We start from the raw sequence: 16257 nt of genomic DNA on the forward strand, positions 1-16257 counted from the left end.
CCTATCCCTGCTCTGCGATTACTTTAAAGGCCTTTCTTGCTGCAGCTATGGTTCTCTCAAGGTCTTCCTTGGTATGAGCTATAGACATGATGTGTGCCTCAAACTTAGAAGGAGAAACTATTATTCCCTCCTCCAGCATAGTGTTGAAGAATGTAATATATTTAGATGTATCTGTAGCCATTACATCCTCTAGGTTCTCTATCTTCTCTGCAGCGGTAAAGTAGATTGTATATAGGGATCCCAGTTTATTGATCACTAGGTCTACTCCCTCCTCTGCTGCAGCTTTTTCTATCTCACCTGTAAGATAATCTACCTTCTCCTCAAGTTCAGTGTAGATGCTAGGGTTGTCTCTTAGCATTGTCAGAGTTTCATATCCTGCTCTTACTGAAATAGGGTTTCCTGAAAGGGTTCCTGCATGGTATACATCTCCAAGGGGAGCTATCATCTCCATTATCTCCCTCTTTCCACCAAAGGCCCCAACAGGGTATCCCCCTCCGATTATCTTTCCTAGAGTAGTTATATCCGCCTCTATTCCATAGTACTCCTGAGCTCCTCCTAGGGCCAGTCTGAACCCGCTGATTACCTCATCAAATATCAGAACTATCCCTTCGCTGTCACAAATCTCTCTTAAGCCCTGTAGATATTCCTTGGCAGTCTTCATAAGACCCATATTTGCAGGTACCGGCTCAACTATTATACAAGCTATCTCTTTGTCAGCTGCCACAAGCTCCCTTACCTTATCCAGATCTCCAAATGGAAGGGTAAGAGTATCCGAGGTTACTCCTGCAGTTATCCCGTTACTGTCCTGATATCCCTCTGTAAGTAGTCCAGATCCCGCTTTTACAAGAAGTGAATCCGAGTGACCGTGGTAACATCCCTCAAACTTTAATATCTTATTCTTCTTAGTGTATGCCCTTGCAACCCTAACAGCTGCCATTGTTGCTTCAGTTCCAGAGGTAGTCAGCCTCACCATCTCAATAGATGGAACAGAGTTAACTATAAGTTCTGCAAGCTCTACCTCCATACTTGTAGGGAGTCCAAATGAGCTTCCGTCCTCTAAACACTCCTTCACAGCTGCAAGAACTCTTTCATTGTTGTGTCCAAGGATCATAGGTCCCCAAGAACCTAAGTAGTCCATATATTCATTTCCATCCTCATCCCATAATCTGTTTCCCTTGGCTTTCTTGATAAATATAGGGTAACTTCTCTCCACCGATCTGAAAGCTCTTACAGGGCTGTTTACTCCCCCTGGTATAAATTTCTGAGCCTTCTCAAAGGCTTCCTGCGATCTATTATGTATCATCTCATCTCCTCCAACTACGTTCATCTATTCTATCTCTCCACTTGCTATCCACTGGGCAAGTTCCTTAGCATGGTAGGTAATAATTATAGATGCCCCTGCTCTCTTTAGTGCATACATCTTTTCAGTAACTATCTTCTTCTCATCTATCCATCCCATCTTAGCTCCGGCCTTTATCATAGCATACTCCCCACTCACATTGTAAGCAGCGATAGGTACATCAAATCTGTCGTCCAGGGTTTTTATTACATCCAGGTAAGCCAGAGCAGGTTTTACCATTATAATGTCTGCCCCCTCCTTAAGGTCGTCGTGAGCCTCTAGAATCGCTTCCTTACTGCTTCTGAAATCCATCTGATATGTCTTTCTGTCCCCAAAGCTAGGAGCTGAATCTGCTGCCTCTCTGAAGGGACCGTAAAATGCCGATGAGTACTTTACACTGTAGGACATTATTGGAAGGTTGATATATCCTGCCTCATCCAGTGCTCTACGTATCCTCCATACTCTGCCGTCCATCATATCCGATGGTGCTACCATATCTGCCCCGGCTTCAGCATGGGACACAGCTATCTTAGCCAGGTACTCAAGGGTTTCATCGTTATTTACCGTATCTCCCTCTAGGATTCCACAGTGTCCATGAGATGTATACTCACACATACACACATCTGTTATCACAAGCATCTCAGGGTAGATCCTCTTGATAAATCTTATACCTTCCTGGATTATCCCGTTTTCAGCGTATCCACCGCTCCCAACTGGATCCTTCTCTGCAGGAATTCCAAAGAGCATAAGACTTCTTATTCCAGACTCCCATATCTCCTTTAGCTCATCCTGAAGCATATCTAGAGAGAACCTGTATTGACCAGGCATTGATTCTATCTCGGTCTTGACTCCCGTTCCCTCCTCTATAAATATAGGAAGTACAAAGTCTGTAGCCTCTAAATATAGATTTTTTACTAGGTTTCTCATACTGTGGCTGCTTCTGAGCCTTCTGTGTCTGTTAAATTGCATAACCCTCTCCTTTTATTGCCTCTACCACTCCCTCAGCAGTGTATCTTTTCGCCTCTATATCCACTGTTATTCCATACTTCCTCATAGCTTCCGATGTTACAGGTCCTATGGAAGCATACTTTACTCCCTCTGTCCCTGCAAGGTCTCCTCCTAGAGATTCCATATATGCATCTACAGTAGATGAACTTAGGAAGGTTACATAGTCCACACCCTTGAGCTTAGATACTACTTCCTCTCTAGGGTGCACTACCTTCCTTGTGCAGTAAGCTGTTACCTTGCTGTAGCTTCTTCCATGCTTGGTATTCCACTTCTCTATATCCACTGGAGAGATATCTGAAGTTACCAGAAGAACCCTGTCTCCCTCCTGAGTAAACTCAACGCTGCCAGCTACAAGCTCATCCACAAGGTACTTCTCAGGTACAAAATCTACGCCTATTCTGTACTCCTTAAGAGCCTCCAGGGTCTTAACTCCCACAGCTCCGATCTTCACACTTCCAAGTCTTCTGATATCATCTATATTGTTAAAGAAGGATCTTACTCCATTGGCCGAGTTAAATAGAAGCCCTGTGAATTCCCCTATCTCCTCATAGTTGTAATCCTTCATCCTGTCCTCTATCTCTATTAGGGGAAGCTCAACAGCCTCTCCTCCCCTTCTGTCTATCATCTCAGACATGGCACCAGCCTGTCTTCTGTCCCTTGTTACCATGATCTTTCTTCCCTGAAGCTCCAGGTCCTCAAACCACTTGAAGTCCCTTCTCTGGTTTACAACATCTCCGATTATGATTATTGCAGGGGGAACTACCTTGTTCTCTGCAGCCACCTCACAGATATTTTCAAGGGTACCAGTTACGATCCTCTGCTTAGAGGTACTTCCCTTCTCTATAAGGGCAACTGGGGTATCTGCTCTCTTTCCGTTATCTAATAGGTCTCCTGCAATCCTTCCCAGGTTTTTTACACCCATAAGGAAGATCAGTGTTCCCTCAAGCTTTGCTATGGCATCAAAGTTGTGCCACTTCCCGTTTTTCTCCGTATGTCCTGTGAATACGTGGAAGGACTTGGATACTCCCCTGTGAGTAACTGGTATTCCAGCATAGGCAGGCACCGAGATGGAAGATGTTATCCCTGGAACCTCCTCAAACTTTATATTGTTTTTAACCAGTTCAAGGATCTCCTCTCCCCCTCTTCCGAATACAAAGGGATCTCCTCCCTTAAGCCTCGTTACAACCTTACCTTCAAGAGCCTTCTCCACAAGGGTTCTGTTTATCTCATCCTGGATTACTCCCCCCTCGGTATTTCCCTTACCCAGGTAGATAAGTTCACATCCCTCCTTGGCAAGGGAGAGGATTCTGCTGTTTACCAGTCTGTCATACACTATTACATCTGCTTCCTCTACACACCTTTTTGCTTTTAAGGTAAGGAGCTCCATATCTCCAGGTCCTGCTCCCACAATATATACTCTAGCCATTGTACTGCCCCCTTATCTTCTCAGCCAGTTCTCCAGCCAACTTTATTCTGTCTTCTACACTTCCCTCTATCTCATCTCTATATACCTTACCCTCATAGTAGTACATTCCCTTGAGGTTCAGCTTATCTCCAACTAGTTTACCAGCACATCCCATTGGTGTATGGCATCCTCCATCAAATATTCTGGAAAACTCCCTCTCAGCTTCCACTACTAATCTACTCTTCTCATCGTTTAGGGTATCCAGTATCTCTCTTATTTCAGTGTTGTCCTCTCTGCACTGGATATGAAGTGATCCTTGAGCTGGTGCAGGAACAAAATCATCTATCTCAAAGATCTCTGTAGCCCTGTCCTCCATACCTGTTCTCTTAAGTCCTGCAAGAGCCAGAAGGATTCCGTCAAACTCTCCGCTGTCGAGCTTCCCAAGTCTTGTATGGATATTTCCCCTTATGGGCTTTATAGTGATGTCGCTTCTAAGCTCCTTGATGGACATAGTTCTTCTAAGGGAACTTGTTCCTATAACCGCTCCCTCTGGAAGCTCCGCCAGCTTCCTGCCGTCTCTTGTTATTAATACGTCTCTGTTGTCCTCCCTCTCAGGTATAGCACCGCAGATAAGTCCCTCTGGAGATACTGCCGGCATATCCTTCATAGAGTGTACTGCTATGTGGATGGTTCCGTCCAGAAGTTCCTTCTCTATCTCCTTGGTAAAGAGAGACTTTAGGGATGTATTGGAGTTGTTCCAGTTGGTTCTCAGATCCTTATCTCCCTTTGTTATTATCTCCTTCCACTCTACCTCTATATGGGGAAATCTTTCCCTTATCATTCCCGCCACAAGCTTTGTCTGTGCCAGTGCCAGGATACTTGCTCTAGTTCCTATTACGATCTTCTTTAACATACCTTTTCCAGCTCCTCTTTGTATTTAAACCATTTTAGTAGTACCTGTATCTGCTTCTCTATAAGGTAGAGATAGTCGCTTCCTGCTCTCTCCCTGTTCTTCATATTTTCCTTGTATACCTCCCAAACCGAGTCTATATTGTGCAGCTCAGCTAGGTCATCCCTTGCCACATCCTCCTCTATATCCCTTGGGACTGCAAGGTCCAGGAAGAAACGTTTCTTGTCTCCACAGATGCCACGCTTTTCTAGCTCCTTCCTCTCAATTATTGGGTGGGGAGCTGATGTTATACTTACAACTACATCTGCTTCCTCTATTCCAGTGTATCTTTCCTCATAATCTATTACCTCTCCGCAGCCATACTTCTCCGCCACTTCAAGGGCTCTCTCCCTGGTCCTGTTGGCCAGGGTTATCTTCTTAATTGTATCCTTCTTGATAATATTCAGTATCCCCTGGGACAGGTCTCCCACTCCCAGAATAAAGATATTTTTATCCTCTAACCTACCTACCCTCTCCCTTATAAACTTCACAGAGATAGCCTCCAGAGAAAGGGCATTCTCCGCTATCTTGCTCTTAGACCTGAACTTCTTCCCCAGCTCTATAGCCCTGTGAAATATAGTGTTTATAATTGTGGAGGAGCACTTCCTCTCCACGGAAGAGCTGTAGGACTTCTTTATCTGCGCCAGGATCTGATCCTCTCCCTTGATCACAGACTCAAGACCACATACTACTCTGAAGAGGTGATCTAGAGCATCCATCCCCTTGTAGATGTAGATGTAGTTCTTGTCTCTCAGCTTGTCCAGCAAGCTCATTATATCAAATTCACTGTCCTTGTGAATATACAATTCCTCTCTAAGACAGGTTGAAAGGCTTACATATCCCCTCAGCCTTCCCTCCTCAAAAAGATCTGCTCCTATCTGTCCCAGACCCTCCTTAAAAAATTCCTCTCTTCCCTCTATCTCCAAAGTCTTGTGAGAAACTCCCACCACATAAAAATTATCTAGCTTCATTCGTTACTCTCACTATCCTTTCAATAACCTGACTGTTAGTTTCCCTTCCCTTAACGGCTAACCTTATAAATTTATCCCCTAAAAATGGAAAGTTGGAAGCATCTCTTATCACCACTCCCTCATCTATCATCCTGTCTCTTAGCTCTCCAGCTGTAATACCTCCCAGGAGCTTCACTAGGATAAAGTTGGTCTCAGTTTTATAGGGCTTTATCTTGTGCCCCTCACTTAGACCACTATACATATATTCCTTTTCGCTTTCTATCCACCTCTTGGACCTCTCTATATACTCCTCATCCTCTAGTAGGACCTTAGCAGATATCTCTGCCAGGGTATTTACCGTCCACGGCTCCCTGTGAGCCTCTATCCTTTCAAGGAGCTCCATATCGTTGCATATTCCAAATCCCAGCCTTACTCCCGGGATGGCAAAGAACTTTGTAAGGGCTCTCACCACAAATACATGCTCCTCTTCCAGGGTCGCTACGCTTTCAGTGTAGTCTCCCTCTACAAACTCTATAAAGGCCTCATCAACCATGAGCTTTGTATTGCTCTCCCTGGCTGCTGCCACTACCTCCCTCATCCTCTCAAGCTTTATAAACTTACCTGTGGGATTGTTGGGATTACACATAATGAGCAGATCGTAGTCCTTCTTTAGCTCCTCTCTGAGCCTGTCCACATCTATCTTAAAGTCCTCCGATTCAAGGAGTTTAAAGTGATCTACCTGACATCCCACTGTATTCAGAGCCCTTTCATATTCAGCAAAGGTAGGCATAACTATTAGCGCTTTCTTTGGATTTACAGTTTTACAGTAGAGAAATATAACCTCAGTAGCTCCATTTCCCACTACTATATTCTCCTTCTTTACACCACTGTGCTTTCCCAGGGTTTCCCTGAGCTCTATATAGTGTGGGTCTGGATATCTTTCAAAGAGCTCCCAGCTGTTAGCTACCCTCTCCTTGAGTTTTTCAGATATTCCCAGGGGGTTAATATTTGCGCTGTAATCCAGCAGATCCTTTACTCCCCTCTCTCTGGCTATCCTGTATATATTTCCTCCGTGTAAATCCATTACCTGGCCTCCTAAATATTTAAATAAACTCTCTCTAAACTCTATCCCTTTTTTTCTGCCCTGGCAAGGACAGGTGGCGCCAAACTTCCCTTAAAAGTTCCTCTATCTCATAGATAACCCTTTCAAACTTCACCTCTGGCCTCTCTATTATAATTAACTCCACACCCTCTAACATACAAGCCTCTACCTTTTCAGCTTCGCCGCCCTCTGCTCCACTCTCCTTGGTAATGAGATACCTTATATCGTAGTTTCTCAGGATTCCTCTGTTAAATTCCGTGGTAAAGGGTCCCTGCAGCCCCAGAATATTCTTGGGGGATATCCCCTCATCTATGGCCTTCCCTATAGATACCACCACTGGAAGGATCCTGAAGTAATATCTGGAAAGATCCTCACCCTTAAACTGAGCGAGGTTATTACTCCCAGTGGTCACCAGGACATTCCCCTCTCCTCTATTAAGGTATTCCACTGCCTCCTCATAGGTTTTGAACCTTCTTCCCTGACCATAGTCACACATCCTTCTTTCAAACCTTATGTGGGGAATTCCAGCTTCTCTGCAGGCCTCTATGGAGTTTTCGCTTACCTCTACAGCATAGGGGTGGGTTGAATCTATAACCAGATCTATCCCTCTCTTATCTATAAACTCCACCATCTCTAGATGGTCAAAACGTCCCACTACCACCTCTATATCGCTATATAGCTTCCTTCCGTATTCTGTGGCAACGGTAACTATATGCTTTATCCCTGCTTCCCTTAAGCTGTTGGATATATCACGGGAGGTACTGGTACCTCCCACAATCCATATCATAGCTTGTAACCCCTAGGAGTTATCATCTTCCCGTCGGTTACATAGGTCTTTGAGTTTCCTATTATTACTGTGGTAAACATATTTATCTCTTCATTAAGCATATCCTTAAGAGTAGTCAGTACATAGTCCTGAGCTTCCCTTCCGGTATTTCTAACGATGGCCACTGGAGTCTCCTCTCCCTTGTGCTTCATCATTATCTCTCTAGCTTCTACGATCTGAGTGGTTCTGCTGAAGCTCTTAGGGTTGTATAGGGAGATTACAAAGTCTCCAGCTGAAGCAAGGTCCAGTCTCTTCTTGATAAGCTCCCAGTCTGTAAGAAGGTCGCTCAGACTTATAGTTGCGTGGTCGTGCATGATAGGGGCTCCCACAACCGATCCTGAAGCATTGGCAGATGTTACTCCCGGAATGATCTCCACCTCTACACCGCTTCCTGCTGCTACCTCCAGCATTATACCGGCCATTCCATATACCCCAGCATCTCCGCTGCTTATTAAGGATACTATCTTCCCATCACGAGCCAGTTTCAGGGTTTCCTCACACCTTGCAACTTCCTTCTTCATAGCTGATCTCACTAGCTCCTTATGTGAAAACATATCCTCTACCAGACCTATATAAGTTTTATGCCCTATTAATATATCACTGTCCTCCATCGCCTTGTATGCTCTAAAGGTCATATTTTCCTTGTTTCCAGGTCCCATTCCTACTACATATATCTTTCCCATCTTAACGCGTCTCCTCTTGATATACAGATATTGTTACTCCGTTTTTTTTATGCTTCTCCAGTAAAAAGCTCCCTGCCCTTCCTGAGGCAATCTCAGCTGCTGGTGCTGATACAGCTCCTACTCCAATTGTCTTTCTTACAAACTCAGAGGTTTCAAACCTCTCCTCTATCTTAGCTATCTCATCCCTTGCCACTATCACAAGGTCTTTTTTCAGTATTTCAGAGAGCTCCAGAAGCCCCTTCTCATCCGCCTTGATATCCACCGTGGCAAGTAACCTCACACTCTTCATGTGAAGGTCCAGACCGTCAAAGACCTCCTTCAGGGTTTCCATGATCTCCCTGCAGGGAGTATCCCTTCTGCATCCTATTCCCACCACTATGTTTTCTGGGATTATCTGGGAGATCTCCACTGTTTTCCTGTTAGATACCACTACCACCCCGGCAGGGTTGGGTCCTCCAATATTTTCAGGTACCTTCAGTTCCACCCTCTCACCGGCAACGATGAGGCTTGTCACCCTTTTAGCCGATTCCAGACTCTCCAGCTTTGCTCCCATCTCCATGGCTATGGTGTCCACCGCTATCTTCCCCGATACATCTGAGGCTGTGGATACCACAGGAACTGCTTTTGTCAGCTCTGCCACCCTCTGGGCTCCCTCATTGGCTCCTCCTAGGTGCCCTGAGAGAAGGGAGGTTACAAAGTTTCCTCCCTCATCCATAACCAGAACCCCTGGGTCTACATCCTTAGACTTGATTAGGGGAGCTATACTCCTCACCACTATTCCACTGGCCATTATAAAGAGAAGCATATCATATTTATAAAATATCTCTTCTACTCCCTTTTTGAAACCATCCTTCATAGAGATGGCTCCCTCCCTGTGAAATTTAGGGATGGTGTAGATATCAGCCCCGAGCTTTGATTCTATCTCCAGACCCCTCTCTACACCCTTTTTAGTTACACTTATAATAGCCCACTTCATAATTTCTCCCTTTCCTGAGAAGCTTCCCAAGTTAAGTTTATTTTTTAATAGCGGCTGTAGATAGCCGTCAAACTTCACAACATCCTTTACTTCGTTTCGTCCTCTTCTCCGGTTTCATTCAGAGCCTCCATAAGAAACGAGAACTTGTGAGAAATAAGAAGCTCTTTCTGAGCAACTATATTTCTCCACAACGTAATTTAGGAATTACGTTGATAAACTAATGAAACAACGTTAAATTCCTTTAACGTTGCGGAAAAGTATAATAATTTAAAATTATTTACTTTTCACGAGGCAATTATCGTAAGCCTTGATTTTTTAGGTACCTTTTGTATCAAGACAAAAGGTACAAAATCTTATATCCCCTTTCTATACTCGTGGGTAAAGTGCTTGTCATATAGCTTCGACTTTGAGTACTCATCTCCCATAAATCTTCCCACTAGGATCTGGGCTGTCTTTGTAATATCAGCTTCCCTTACTCTCTCTGCAATGTTTGCAAGGGTCCCCTCTACTATCTTCTGGTCCTCCCATGTAGCTCTCTGAACTACAGCTATTGGAGTATCTGCCTCATAGTGAGTCAGAAGCTGATCCACTACTTTGTCTATCATCTGTACAGACAGGAAGATCGCCATGGATGTCTTATGAGATGCCAGAAGCTCAAGCTTTTCAAGCTCAGGTACTGGGGTTCTTCCCTCCATTCTTGTACAGATCACCGTCTGAGCCACATCTGGAAGGGTAAACTCCTTCTTTATAGCTGCTGCTGATGCCAGGAATGAGCTTACTCCAGGGATTACATCAAACTCTATATTATGGGATGCCAGTATATCCATCTGCTCCCTGTGAGCACCATAGATAGCCGGGTCTCCAGTATGTACCCTTGCAACCATCTTACCCTCTCTCACTGCCTTTACAGTTACCTCTATTACCTCGTCCAGGTTCATCCCTGCACTGTTATATACCTCTGCCCCTTCCTTGTGACACTCTATTACCTGCCTCGGTACCAGTGAGCCTGCATAGATTATTACATCTGCTTCCTTTACAAGTCTCTGCCCTTTAACTGTTATTAATTCTGGATCCCCAGGTCCTGCTCCTATGAAGTATACTTTTGCCATTGCTTTACCCCGCCTTTTTTTAATAGTATTGTTGAGAAGTATGAGATATCATCCCTTGTTATATCCTCTAGGTTATAGAAGATCTTTTCGCTTTCCTTCCCACAGTTAGAGATAAGTACTACATTCTCCATATTTCCAGTGTTTCTGAAAGCTTCCTTTAACCTCTCAAGGTTTCTTGTAACCTTCATGAAGATTATATTGTCAGCTGTCTCTATCTCATTTACGATATCTGTGTCCTTGGATACAGGTACTATCTTAAGAGTTTCATCTCCCATTACAAGGGGAGTGTTTAATCTTGAAGTTACAGATGCAAAGGATGTTATTCCCGGAATAGATTCAACCTCTATCTTCTTCTCCAGAAGCTCCATCACGTATACAAAGGTACTGAAGGTCATAGGATCTCCAATTGTGATAAAGGACATAGTCTTTCCTTCCTCTACACACTTATTTACAATCTTAGCATACTCTATTCTGTCGTCTTCCCTTGTCTTGTCGTCATCCACAGTGGTGAAATCTACAAATACCTTCTCTATATCGTCCTTCATATATCTCTTAGCTATCTCAAAGGCTGTACTATAGTTTTTAGTGTTTGCTCTTGGCAGGATTACTACATCTGATTCCTCCAACGCTCTCACTGCCTTTACTGTCATTAACTCAGGGTCTCCTACCCCTACTCCGATTCCATATAGTTTAGCCATTTATTTCTCCTCTCCTTGCTGATATTACATAGATGGGATTTTCCCCCATCATCATATTCATATCACCTATTTTTTTATTTCTAGCTATATTTACAAGTACCGTCTCTATCTCGCAGAATCCCTTCTCCTTGAGAAGTTCAGTGGCTCCTGTGAGGGTTTCCAGTACGATTGCATTTATTACCACCTTGGCATCCTCTGAACTGTTTTCCAGGAAGTAGTCCAGTATCCCCTCGAGGTTTCCCTTGGATCCCCCTATAAACATCCTATCCAGCTTCAGCCTTGGAAGGCTCTTGGGAGCCCGTCCCTCTATGAGGGTATAGTTCTCTATCTGAAACTTCTCCAGGTTTCTTCTGATGAGGTCCGTTGCCACGGGATTTACCTCTATTCCATATACATGGCCGCTTTTCATGTAGGTAGCTGCCTCTATACCTATACTCCCGCTTCCAGCCCCTACATCCAGAAGGACTGTATCCCTCTCCAGTTCAAGCTTGGCTATGGAGATGGCTCTTACCTCCTCCTTGGTCATGGGCACCTTGTCCCGAATAAACTCTCTGTCTCTAATGTGTCCCACTCAGATCACCCTCTACTATTACTGCATTTATGTTAAACTCTCTTCCTACCTCAGCCAGATCCCTGGCCCTATATACCTCTATCCTCTCGTGGGAATAGGAGAGATCCTCCCCCACTACTACCCTTGTATTCCCATACCCTGCTGCCGACAGCCTTCTCCCTATCTCCTGGGGAGTATTTTTCTTATCTGTTAGCAGCCCTAAGTGGGAATACCTGGGAAGAAGTTCCTCAAAGTCGAAGTCCCTTCCGTGGATACTCTTAACCAGAGCATCAAACCATGAAAGGTTGCACCTGGAGAAGAGATACTGTATAGATGAGATCCCAGGATAGGTTTCCAGCTCCTCATCCCTGAAGTTTTTCTTCATAAATTCAAGCATGCTGTAAAACCCTGTATCTCCAGAGACTACCATTACAATCTCCCTGTTCATCTCAGTTTTCAGCCCCTCTATAAGTTCCTTGAGGTGCCTGTCTATATACCTGATCTCCTTATCTTCAGCTAACTCTTCCAGGGATTCTATATTTCTTCTTCCTCCCACAAGGATATCGGCCTTTTCTATTACCCTCCTGCATATAGGAAGAAGGTAGTCTAAGTTTCCAGGGCCAAGGCCCACTATCTTTATCCTGTTCATCTTCCCTCACTCCCATACAGCCTACCCTCTTCAAAGGAGAAGAAGGCTATCTCTATATCTATCTCTCCGTAGGTTCGCTCCCTTAGATACTTCAGGGCCCTATCCCCCACGGCCTTCCATACAGCTGGTGATTTGATATAACTCACCGCTTCCTCTGTGGTATTGGATCCCACTATCTTTTCCAGGGTTACTCTCTCCTCCCCTGCTATCACTGCGCAGGCTGTAAGAACTTCAAGTCTTGCATCTGCCACCTTGGAGTGGGTATTGAATATTCCCCCTGCAAGCTTTACAAACTTTCCTATGTGCCCTGCTATATAGATTTTCTTGAATCCCAGCCTGTAGGCTTCATCGATCATTACCCCTATATAGTTGGAGGTCACTATGGCTTCCGAGGCGCTGTAGTCTGTATTCTCCTCTATAAACTTTTTCCCATAGTTTCCAAAGGTGAATACCACATCCTCCCTGCCACTCTCCTCCTTCCACACTGAAAGCTCTATCTTCAGGGAGTCTATGAGGGCATCCTCGGACATGGGCTTTACTATTCCCGTACTTCCCAGGATTGAGAGGCCTCCCTCTATTCCAAGCTTGGGATTAAAGGTCTTTCTTGCCTTCTCCCTTCCCTCTGGAATACTTACCTCTATGGTTATCTCCCTTCCCTCAGGGATAAGATCCTCCAAGGTTTCAAATATCATCCTTCTTGGACCGGGATTTATGGCGCTGTACCCTGGACCTACTTGAAGCCCTTTCTTGGTTACAGTTCCAACTCCCTCTCCCCCTGTGAGGTAGATGTTTTTCCTCTCATTTATAAAGTAGCCATCTGTATTCTCAGGCTTCCCCCAGGCTACCCTGGAGAAGATGTGAATTCCCCTTGTAATATCAGGATCATCTCCCGGATCCTTTATTACAGAGGCTGTGGTCTCCTCCCCTCTTCTCTCCTGATTATGGAGTTCAAGGGGGATATCCCAGCCGTTGAGGGCTCTTATCTCCACCCCCTCAACCCTTTTGTCCATTAGGTTTAAAAGAGCTCCCAGACTTGCTCCCGTGGCACAGCTTCCCGTTGTATAGCCACACCTGAGCTTCTTACCATTTTGATAGATGTACCTCTCCATTAGAAATCCTTTCTGTCAAAGAGCTGGTAGAGGATTCCGTGGAGCATAGATACAGCCACAGTACTTCCACCCTTTCTTCCTGCTGTAAGGATGTATGGTAGCTCACCTCTCTTAGCCAGCTCCTCCTTGGATTCAGCTGCTCCTACAAATCCTACTGGTACTCCCACTATAAGCTTAGGATTAACAGCTTCTCCCCTGTCTATCATCTCTAGAAGAGTAAATAACGCTGTTGGTGCATTTCCAATAAGGAAGATCTTAGTTGAAGGGTCCTTAGCTGCTCTCTCCATACCTACAATGGACCTTGTTACTCCCCTTTCCTTGGCTTCTGCTGCAACCTCTGGATCGGATACCAGGGAATATGCCTCGCAACCAAATCTCTCCAGGTTCTTCTTTGAAAGACCATTTACTATCATCTTGGTATCGCAGTATATCTTGCACCCACCAAGGATCGCTTCACGAGCTTCCTCCATAAAGCTTTCTGAAAACTCTATTATATCTCCATAGTTAAAGTCCGCTGTTGTATGAATAGCTCTCTTTACGATGGGCATCTCATAGTCCTTGAACCTGTTCTTAGCTTCCCCCATCTCAGCCTCTATAATCTCAAAACTTCTCTTCTCTATATCCATTGGTACCTTTATATAACTCATCTCTTCCCCCTGCTAAATAATTTATTAAATACTTCCTCATTTCCCAGGAAGTGTATGTGGGGATATCCCCCTATGGTATTTCCTATCCTCTCTCCGCACTTCCAGGCTCTGTCCCTCTTCATGGCATCAAAGTAGTATCTTCTGTCCTCTGTCTCATCTACCCCGGAGTAGTGGAACTCGTGGGCTCTTCCCTTGACTCCCTCCTCGGTGAGGATGTCTATATATCCGAAACGCCTTATATTGAGACGATTCCTCATCTCTATCCTCCCCTCAAGGATACCGCACATCTTGTGGATACTTCCGTCCAGGAGCTTTATCTCGTGAGCAAGGTACATATATCCTCCGCACTCACCGTAGATAGGCACACCCCTTTCGTGGCATCTTCTGAGGGATTCCATGGTTCGAGTATTTTTTGAGAGTCGCTCTACAAAGTTTTCCGGGTACCCTCCGCCAATATAGATGAACTCTGCACCCTCTGGAACCTCCTCGTTGGCCAAGGGGCTGAAGTACTCCACTACCATTCCCTTCTCCTCAAGGAGCTCCAGGTTGTATCTGTAGTAGAAGGAGAATGCCTCATCCCTTGCTACAGCCACCTTCATTCCTCTATACATATCTTCAGATCTTCTTTCAGACTTCTTGGTCTCCTCCTCTACATTAACTAGTGAGGTTTCCTCTGCTATCTGGGTGAGTCTTTCAAGGTCTATATACTCCCTTGCCATGGCTCTGAGTTTATCCAGGGTTTCAGAGAGCTCCTCCATCTCCTCAGCCTGCTTCAGCCCCAGGTGTCTGCTTCCCAGGTTTATATCTGGATTGTTGGGAAAGTATCCTACACACTCTATCCCAGTGTACTGCTCTACTCCCTCAGCCAGCATCCTGTAGAGCTTCTCGCTCCCCACATTGTTTAATATAACTCCCCCTATCCTCACCTGAGGGTCCAGGTTCTTATGCCCCAGCACCTGAGCCGCCACACTTGTAGAGCCTCCCTTGGCATCTACCACCAGAATCACCGGAAGCCCCAGTACCCTTGAAAGGTGAGCTGTACTTCCGTTGTCCAGAAAGTGTCCCAGTCCGTCGTAGAGTCCCATAACCCCCTCTACCACTCCTATCCTGTCCCTAGCTTTTTCCTGAAACAGCCTCCTTACATTCTCCTCACCGCACATGAATATATCCAGGTTGTAGGAGTTTCTCCCCGTTATAAACTCATGAAATCTGGGATCGATATAGTCCGGCCCAGTTTTAAAGGGAGCCACATCTTCTAAGGCACCCATTATTGCAGTACTTATCGTTGTCTTACCTACACCTGATCTTGTTCCCGATATTACTATCCCCTTCATCTTCTGCTTCTCCTTAATAATATTCCTCTATATATCTCTCGATCTCTTCCACAGCATCCAATATCTTAGAGGTAGGTCTGGACATTGTCTTCTCATCCACAAGAAGGATCCTTCCCTCTCGTACTCCCCTTATGAGCTTGTAGCCACTGCTGGCCTCTATATCCCTTAAGCTCCTTCGGTTCATTACTCCCCTCTGGGCAATATAGAGATCTATCTCTCCTCCCCTTGAGAGGAGTTCCTCGTGTTTTATGGGAACAATAGTGGATCCCCTGTCGCTACTCTCCTCAAGGATATTCTCTACCCCCGCCACTTCCAACACATAGGAGGCTATGGAATTCTCTGCATTTGTGTAGAGTCCCCTGCTGTATCTGGCTTCAAAGAAGGCCTTTACCCTTCTCCTCTCTCCCTGCTCCCTTAGCCTGGCAAGTCTTCCTTTATACTCCTCTATATATCTTCTGGTCCCCTCTTCGTTCCCGGATAATCGCCCCAGGGCAAGCCAGTATTCCTCCAGCTCGTAACCAGTTTTGGGGTGCAGAGAAATTACCTCTACACCCCTAGATTTAAGGATAGCTATTAAATTCCTATACTTATTTTCTACCATAGGTCTCACCAGTACCAGATCTGGCTTCAGGCCTATGAACTTCTCCACAGAATCTCCCAGTTTAAACTCCGTCACCCCTTGAGATTTCAGGTCCGTCAAATCCTCGTTCATGGTAGTTCCCACAAGGGCATCCCCTGCCCCTATCCCTACCAGTACCTCTGTATGAGAAGGGTAGAGAGATATTATCCTGCTGTAGCTTCTATTCAGTTTGTGTACCTCTCCGTAAACATCCTTTACCTCATAGGTTTTTCCTAAAACAGTTGAAGCTAAGATAATAAATATAAGTATCAGTCTTTTCATATACTACTCCCGTCCATCTAAA

Annotated in this window: 17 protein-coding genes; all 17 read right to left on the reverse strand. The window is 45.0% G+C overall.

The window, feature by feature from the left end:
* Window position 1: 1 nt before the first annotated feature.
* The 17 genes from hemL to QMG11_RS02045 all read right to left on the reverse strand — a co-directional run bounded on the left by hemL (window position 2) and on the right by QMG11_RS02045 (window position 16235).
* The gene (gene hemL, locus QMG11_RS01965; protein WP_281833473.1) at window positions 2-1303 is read right to left on the reverse strand and encodes a glutamate-1-semialdehyde 2,1-aminomutase; all 1302 of its coding nucleotides are present in this window, start codon (window positions 1301-1303) and stop codon (window positions 2-4) included.
* 24 nt (window positions 1304-1327) lie between these two features.
* The gene (hemB, locus tag QMG11_RS01970) at window positions 1328-2308 is read right to left on the reverse strand and encodes a porphobilinogen synthase (protein WP_281833014.1); all 981 of its coding nucleotides are present in this window, start codon (window positions 2306-2308) and stop codon (window positions 1328-1330) included.
* Window positions 2298-3773 (reverse strand): uroporphyrinogen-III C-methyltransferase, encoded by a 1476-nt coding sequence (gene cobA, locus QMG11_RS01975; RefSeq protein ID WP_281833016.1) that lies wholly within the window; start codon window positions 3771-3773, stop codon window positions 2298-2300. Before cobA ends, hemB begins: the two co-directional genes overlap by 11 nt.
* Complete coding sequence (gene hemC / locus QMG11_RS01980; RefSeq protein ID WP_281833017.1) at window positions 3766-4665, reverse strand: hydroxymethylbilane synthase; 900 nt, start codon at window positions 4663-4665, stop codon at window positions 3766-3768. Before hemC ends, cobA begins: the two co-directional genes overlap by 8 nt.
* Window positions 4659-5672, reverse strand: coding sequence for a glutamyl-tRNA reductase (gene hemA, locus QMG11_RS01985; RefSeq protein WP_281833019.1), 1014 nt, complete (start codon window positions 5670-5672; stop codon window positions 4659-4661). The genes hemC and hemA overlap by 7 nt, the downstream gene beginning before the upstream one ends.
* Window positions 5659-6735, reverse strand: a complete 1077-nt coding sequence (gene cobD / locus QMG11_RS01990) for a threonine-phosphate decarboxylase CobD (RefSeq protein WP_281833021.1) — start codon at window positions 6733-6735, stop codon at window positions 5659-5661. Before cobD ends, hemA begins: the two co-directional genes overlap by 14 nt.
* A gap of 34 nt (window positions 6736-6769) precedes the next feature.
* Window positions 6770-7540 carry a precorrin-6A reductase gene (cobK, locus tag QMG11_RS01995; protein WP_281833022.1) on the reverse strand — a complete coding sequence of 257 codons (771 nt, stop codon included), beginning with the start codon at window positions 7538-7540 and terminating at the stop codon, window positions 6770-6772.
* Window positions 7537-8262, reverse strand: coding sequence for a precorrin-3B C(17)-methyltransferase (gene cobJ, locus QMG11_RS02000; RefSeq protein WP_281833024.1), 726 nt, complete (start codon window positions 8260-8262; stop codon window positions 7537-7539). Before cobJ ends, cobK begins: the two co-directional genes overlap by 4 nt.
* 1 nt (window position 8263) lies before the next feature.
* Window positions 8264-9238: a cobalt-precorrin 5A hydrolase gene (cbiG, locus tag QMG11_RS02005; RefSeq protein WP_281833026.1), complete on the reverse strand. Its 975-nt coding sequence runs from the start codon at window positions 9236-9238 to the stop codon at window positions 8264-8266.
* A 353-nt stretch (window positions 9239-9591) separates the two neighbouring features.
* The gene (gene cobM / locus QMG11_RS02010) at window positions 9592-10347 is read right to left on the reverse strand and encodes a precorrin-4 C(11)-methyltransferase (RefSeq protein ID WP_281833027.1); all 756 of its coding nucleotides are present in this window, start codon (window positions 10345-10347) and stop codon (window positions 9592-9594) included.
* Window positions 10326-11045 (reverse strand): precorrin-2 C(20)-methyltransferase, encoded by a 720-nt coding sequence (gene cobI, locus QMG11_RS02015; protein ID WP_281833028.1) that lies wholly within the window; start codon window positions 11043-11045, stop codon window positions 10326-10328. The genes cobM and cobI overlap by 22 nt, the downstream gene beginning before the upstream one ends.
* Window positions 11038-11616 carry a precorrin-6Y C5,15-methyltransferase (decarboxylating) subunit CbiT gene (gene cbiT, locus QMG11_RS02020; protein ID WP_281833030.1) on the reverse strand — a complete coding sequence of 193 codons (579 nt, stop codon included), beginning with the start codon at window positions 11614-11616 and terminating at the stop codon, window positions 11038-11040. The genes cobI and cbiT overlap by 8 nt, the downstream gene beginning before the upstream one ends.
* Complete coding sequence (gene cbiE / locus QMG11_RS02025; RefSeq protein ID WP_281833031.1) at window positions 11603-12244, reverse strand: precorrin-6y C5,15-methyltransferase (decarboxylating) subunit CbiE; 642 nt, start codon at window positions 12242-12244, stop codon at window positions 11603-11605. Before cbiE ends, cbiT begins: the two co-directional genes overlap by 14 nt.
* Complete coding sequence (gene cbiD, locus QMG11_RS02030; protein WP_281833033.1) at window positions 12241-13353, reverse strand: cobalt-precorrin-5B (C(1))-methyltransferase CbiD; 1113 nt, start codon at window positions 13351-13353, stop codon at window positions 12241-12243. The genes cbiE and cbiD overlap by 4 nt, the downstream gene beginning before the upstream one ends.
* On the reverse strand, window positions 13353-14000 hold the full coding sequence (locus QMG11_RS02035) for a precorrin-8X methylmutase (RefSeq protein WP_281833035.1): 648 nt from the start codon (window positions 13998-14000) through the stop codon (window positions 13353-13355). Before QMG11_RS02035 ends, cbiD begins: the two co-directional genes overlap by 1 nt.
* The gene (locus QMG11_RS02040; RefSeq protein ID WP_281833037.1) at window positions 13997-15334 is read right to left on the reverse strand and encodes a cobyrinic acid a,c-diamide synthase CobB; all 1338 of its coding nucleotides are present in this window, start codon (window positions 15332-15334) and stop codon (window positions 13997-13999) included. The genes QMG11_RS02035 and QMG11_RS02040 overlap by 4 nt, the downstream gene beginning before the upstream one ends.
* A gap of 13 nt (window positions 15335-15347) precedes the next feature.
* Window positions 15348-16235: an ABC transporter substrate-binding protein gene (locus QMG11_RS02045; protein ID WP_281833039.1), complete on the reverse strand. Its 888-nt coding sequence runs from the start codon at window positions 16233-16235 to the stop codon at window positions 15348-15350.
* Window positions 16236-16257 lie beyond the last annotated feature (22 nt).

The organism is Propionigenium maris DSM 9537 (assembly GCF_027925155.1).
In the GTDB taxonomy this organism is placed as follows: domain Bacteria; phylum Fusobacteriota; class Fusobacteriia; order Fusobacteriales; family Fusobacteriaceae; genus Propionigenium; species Propionigenium maris.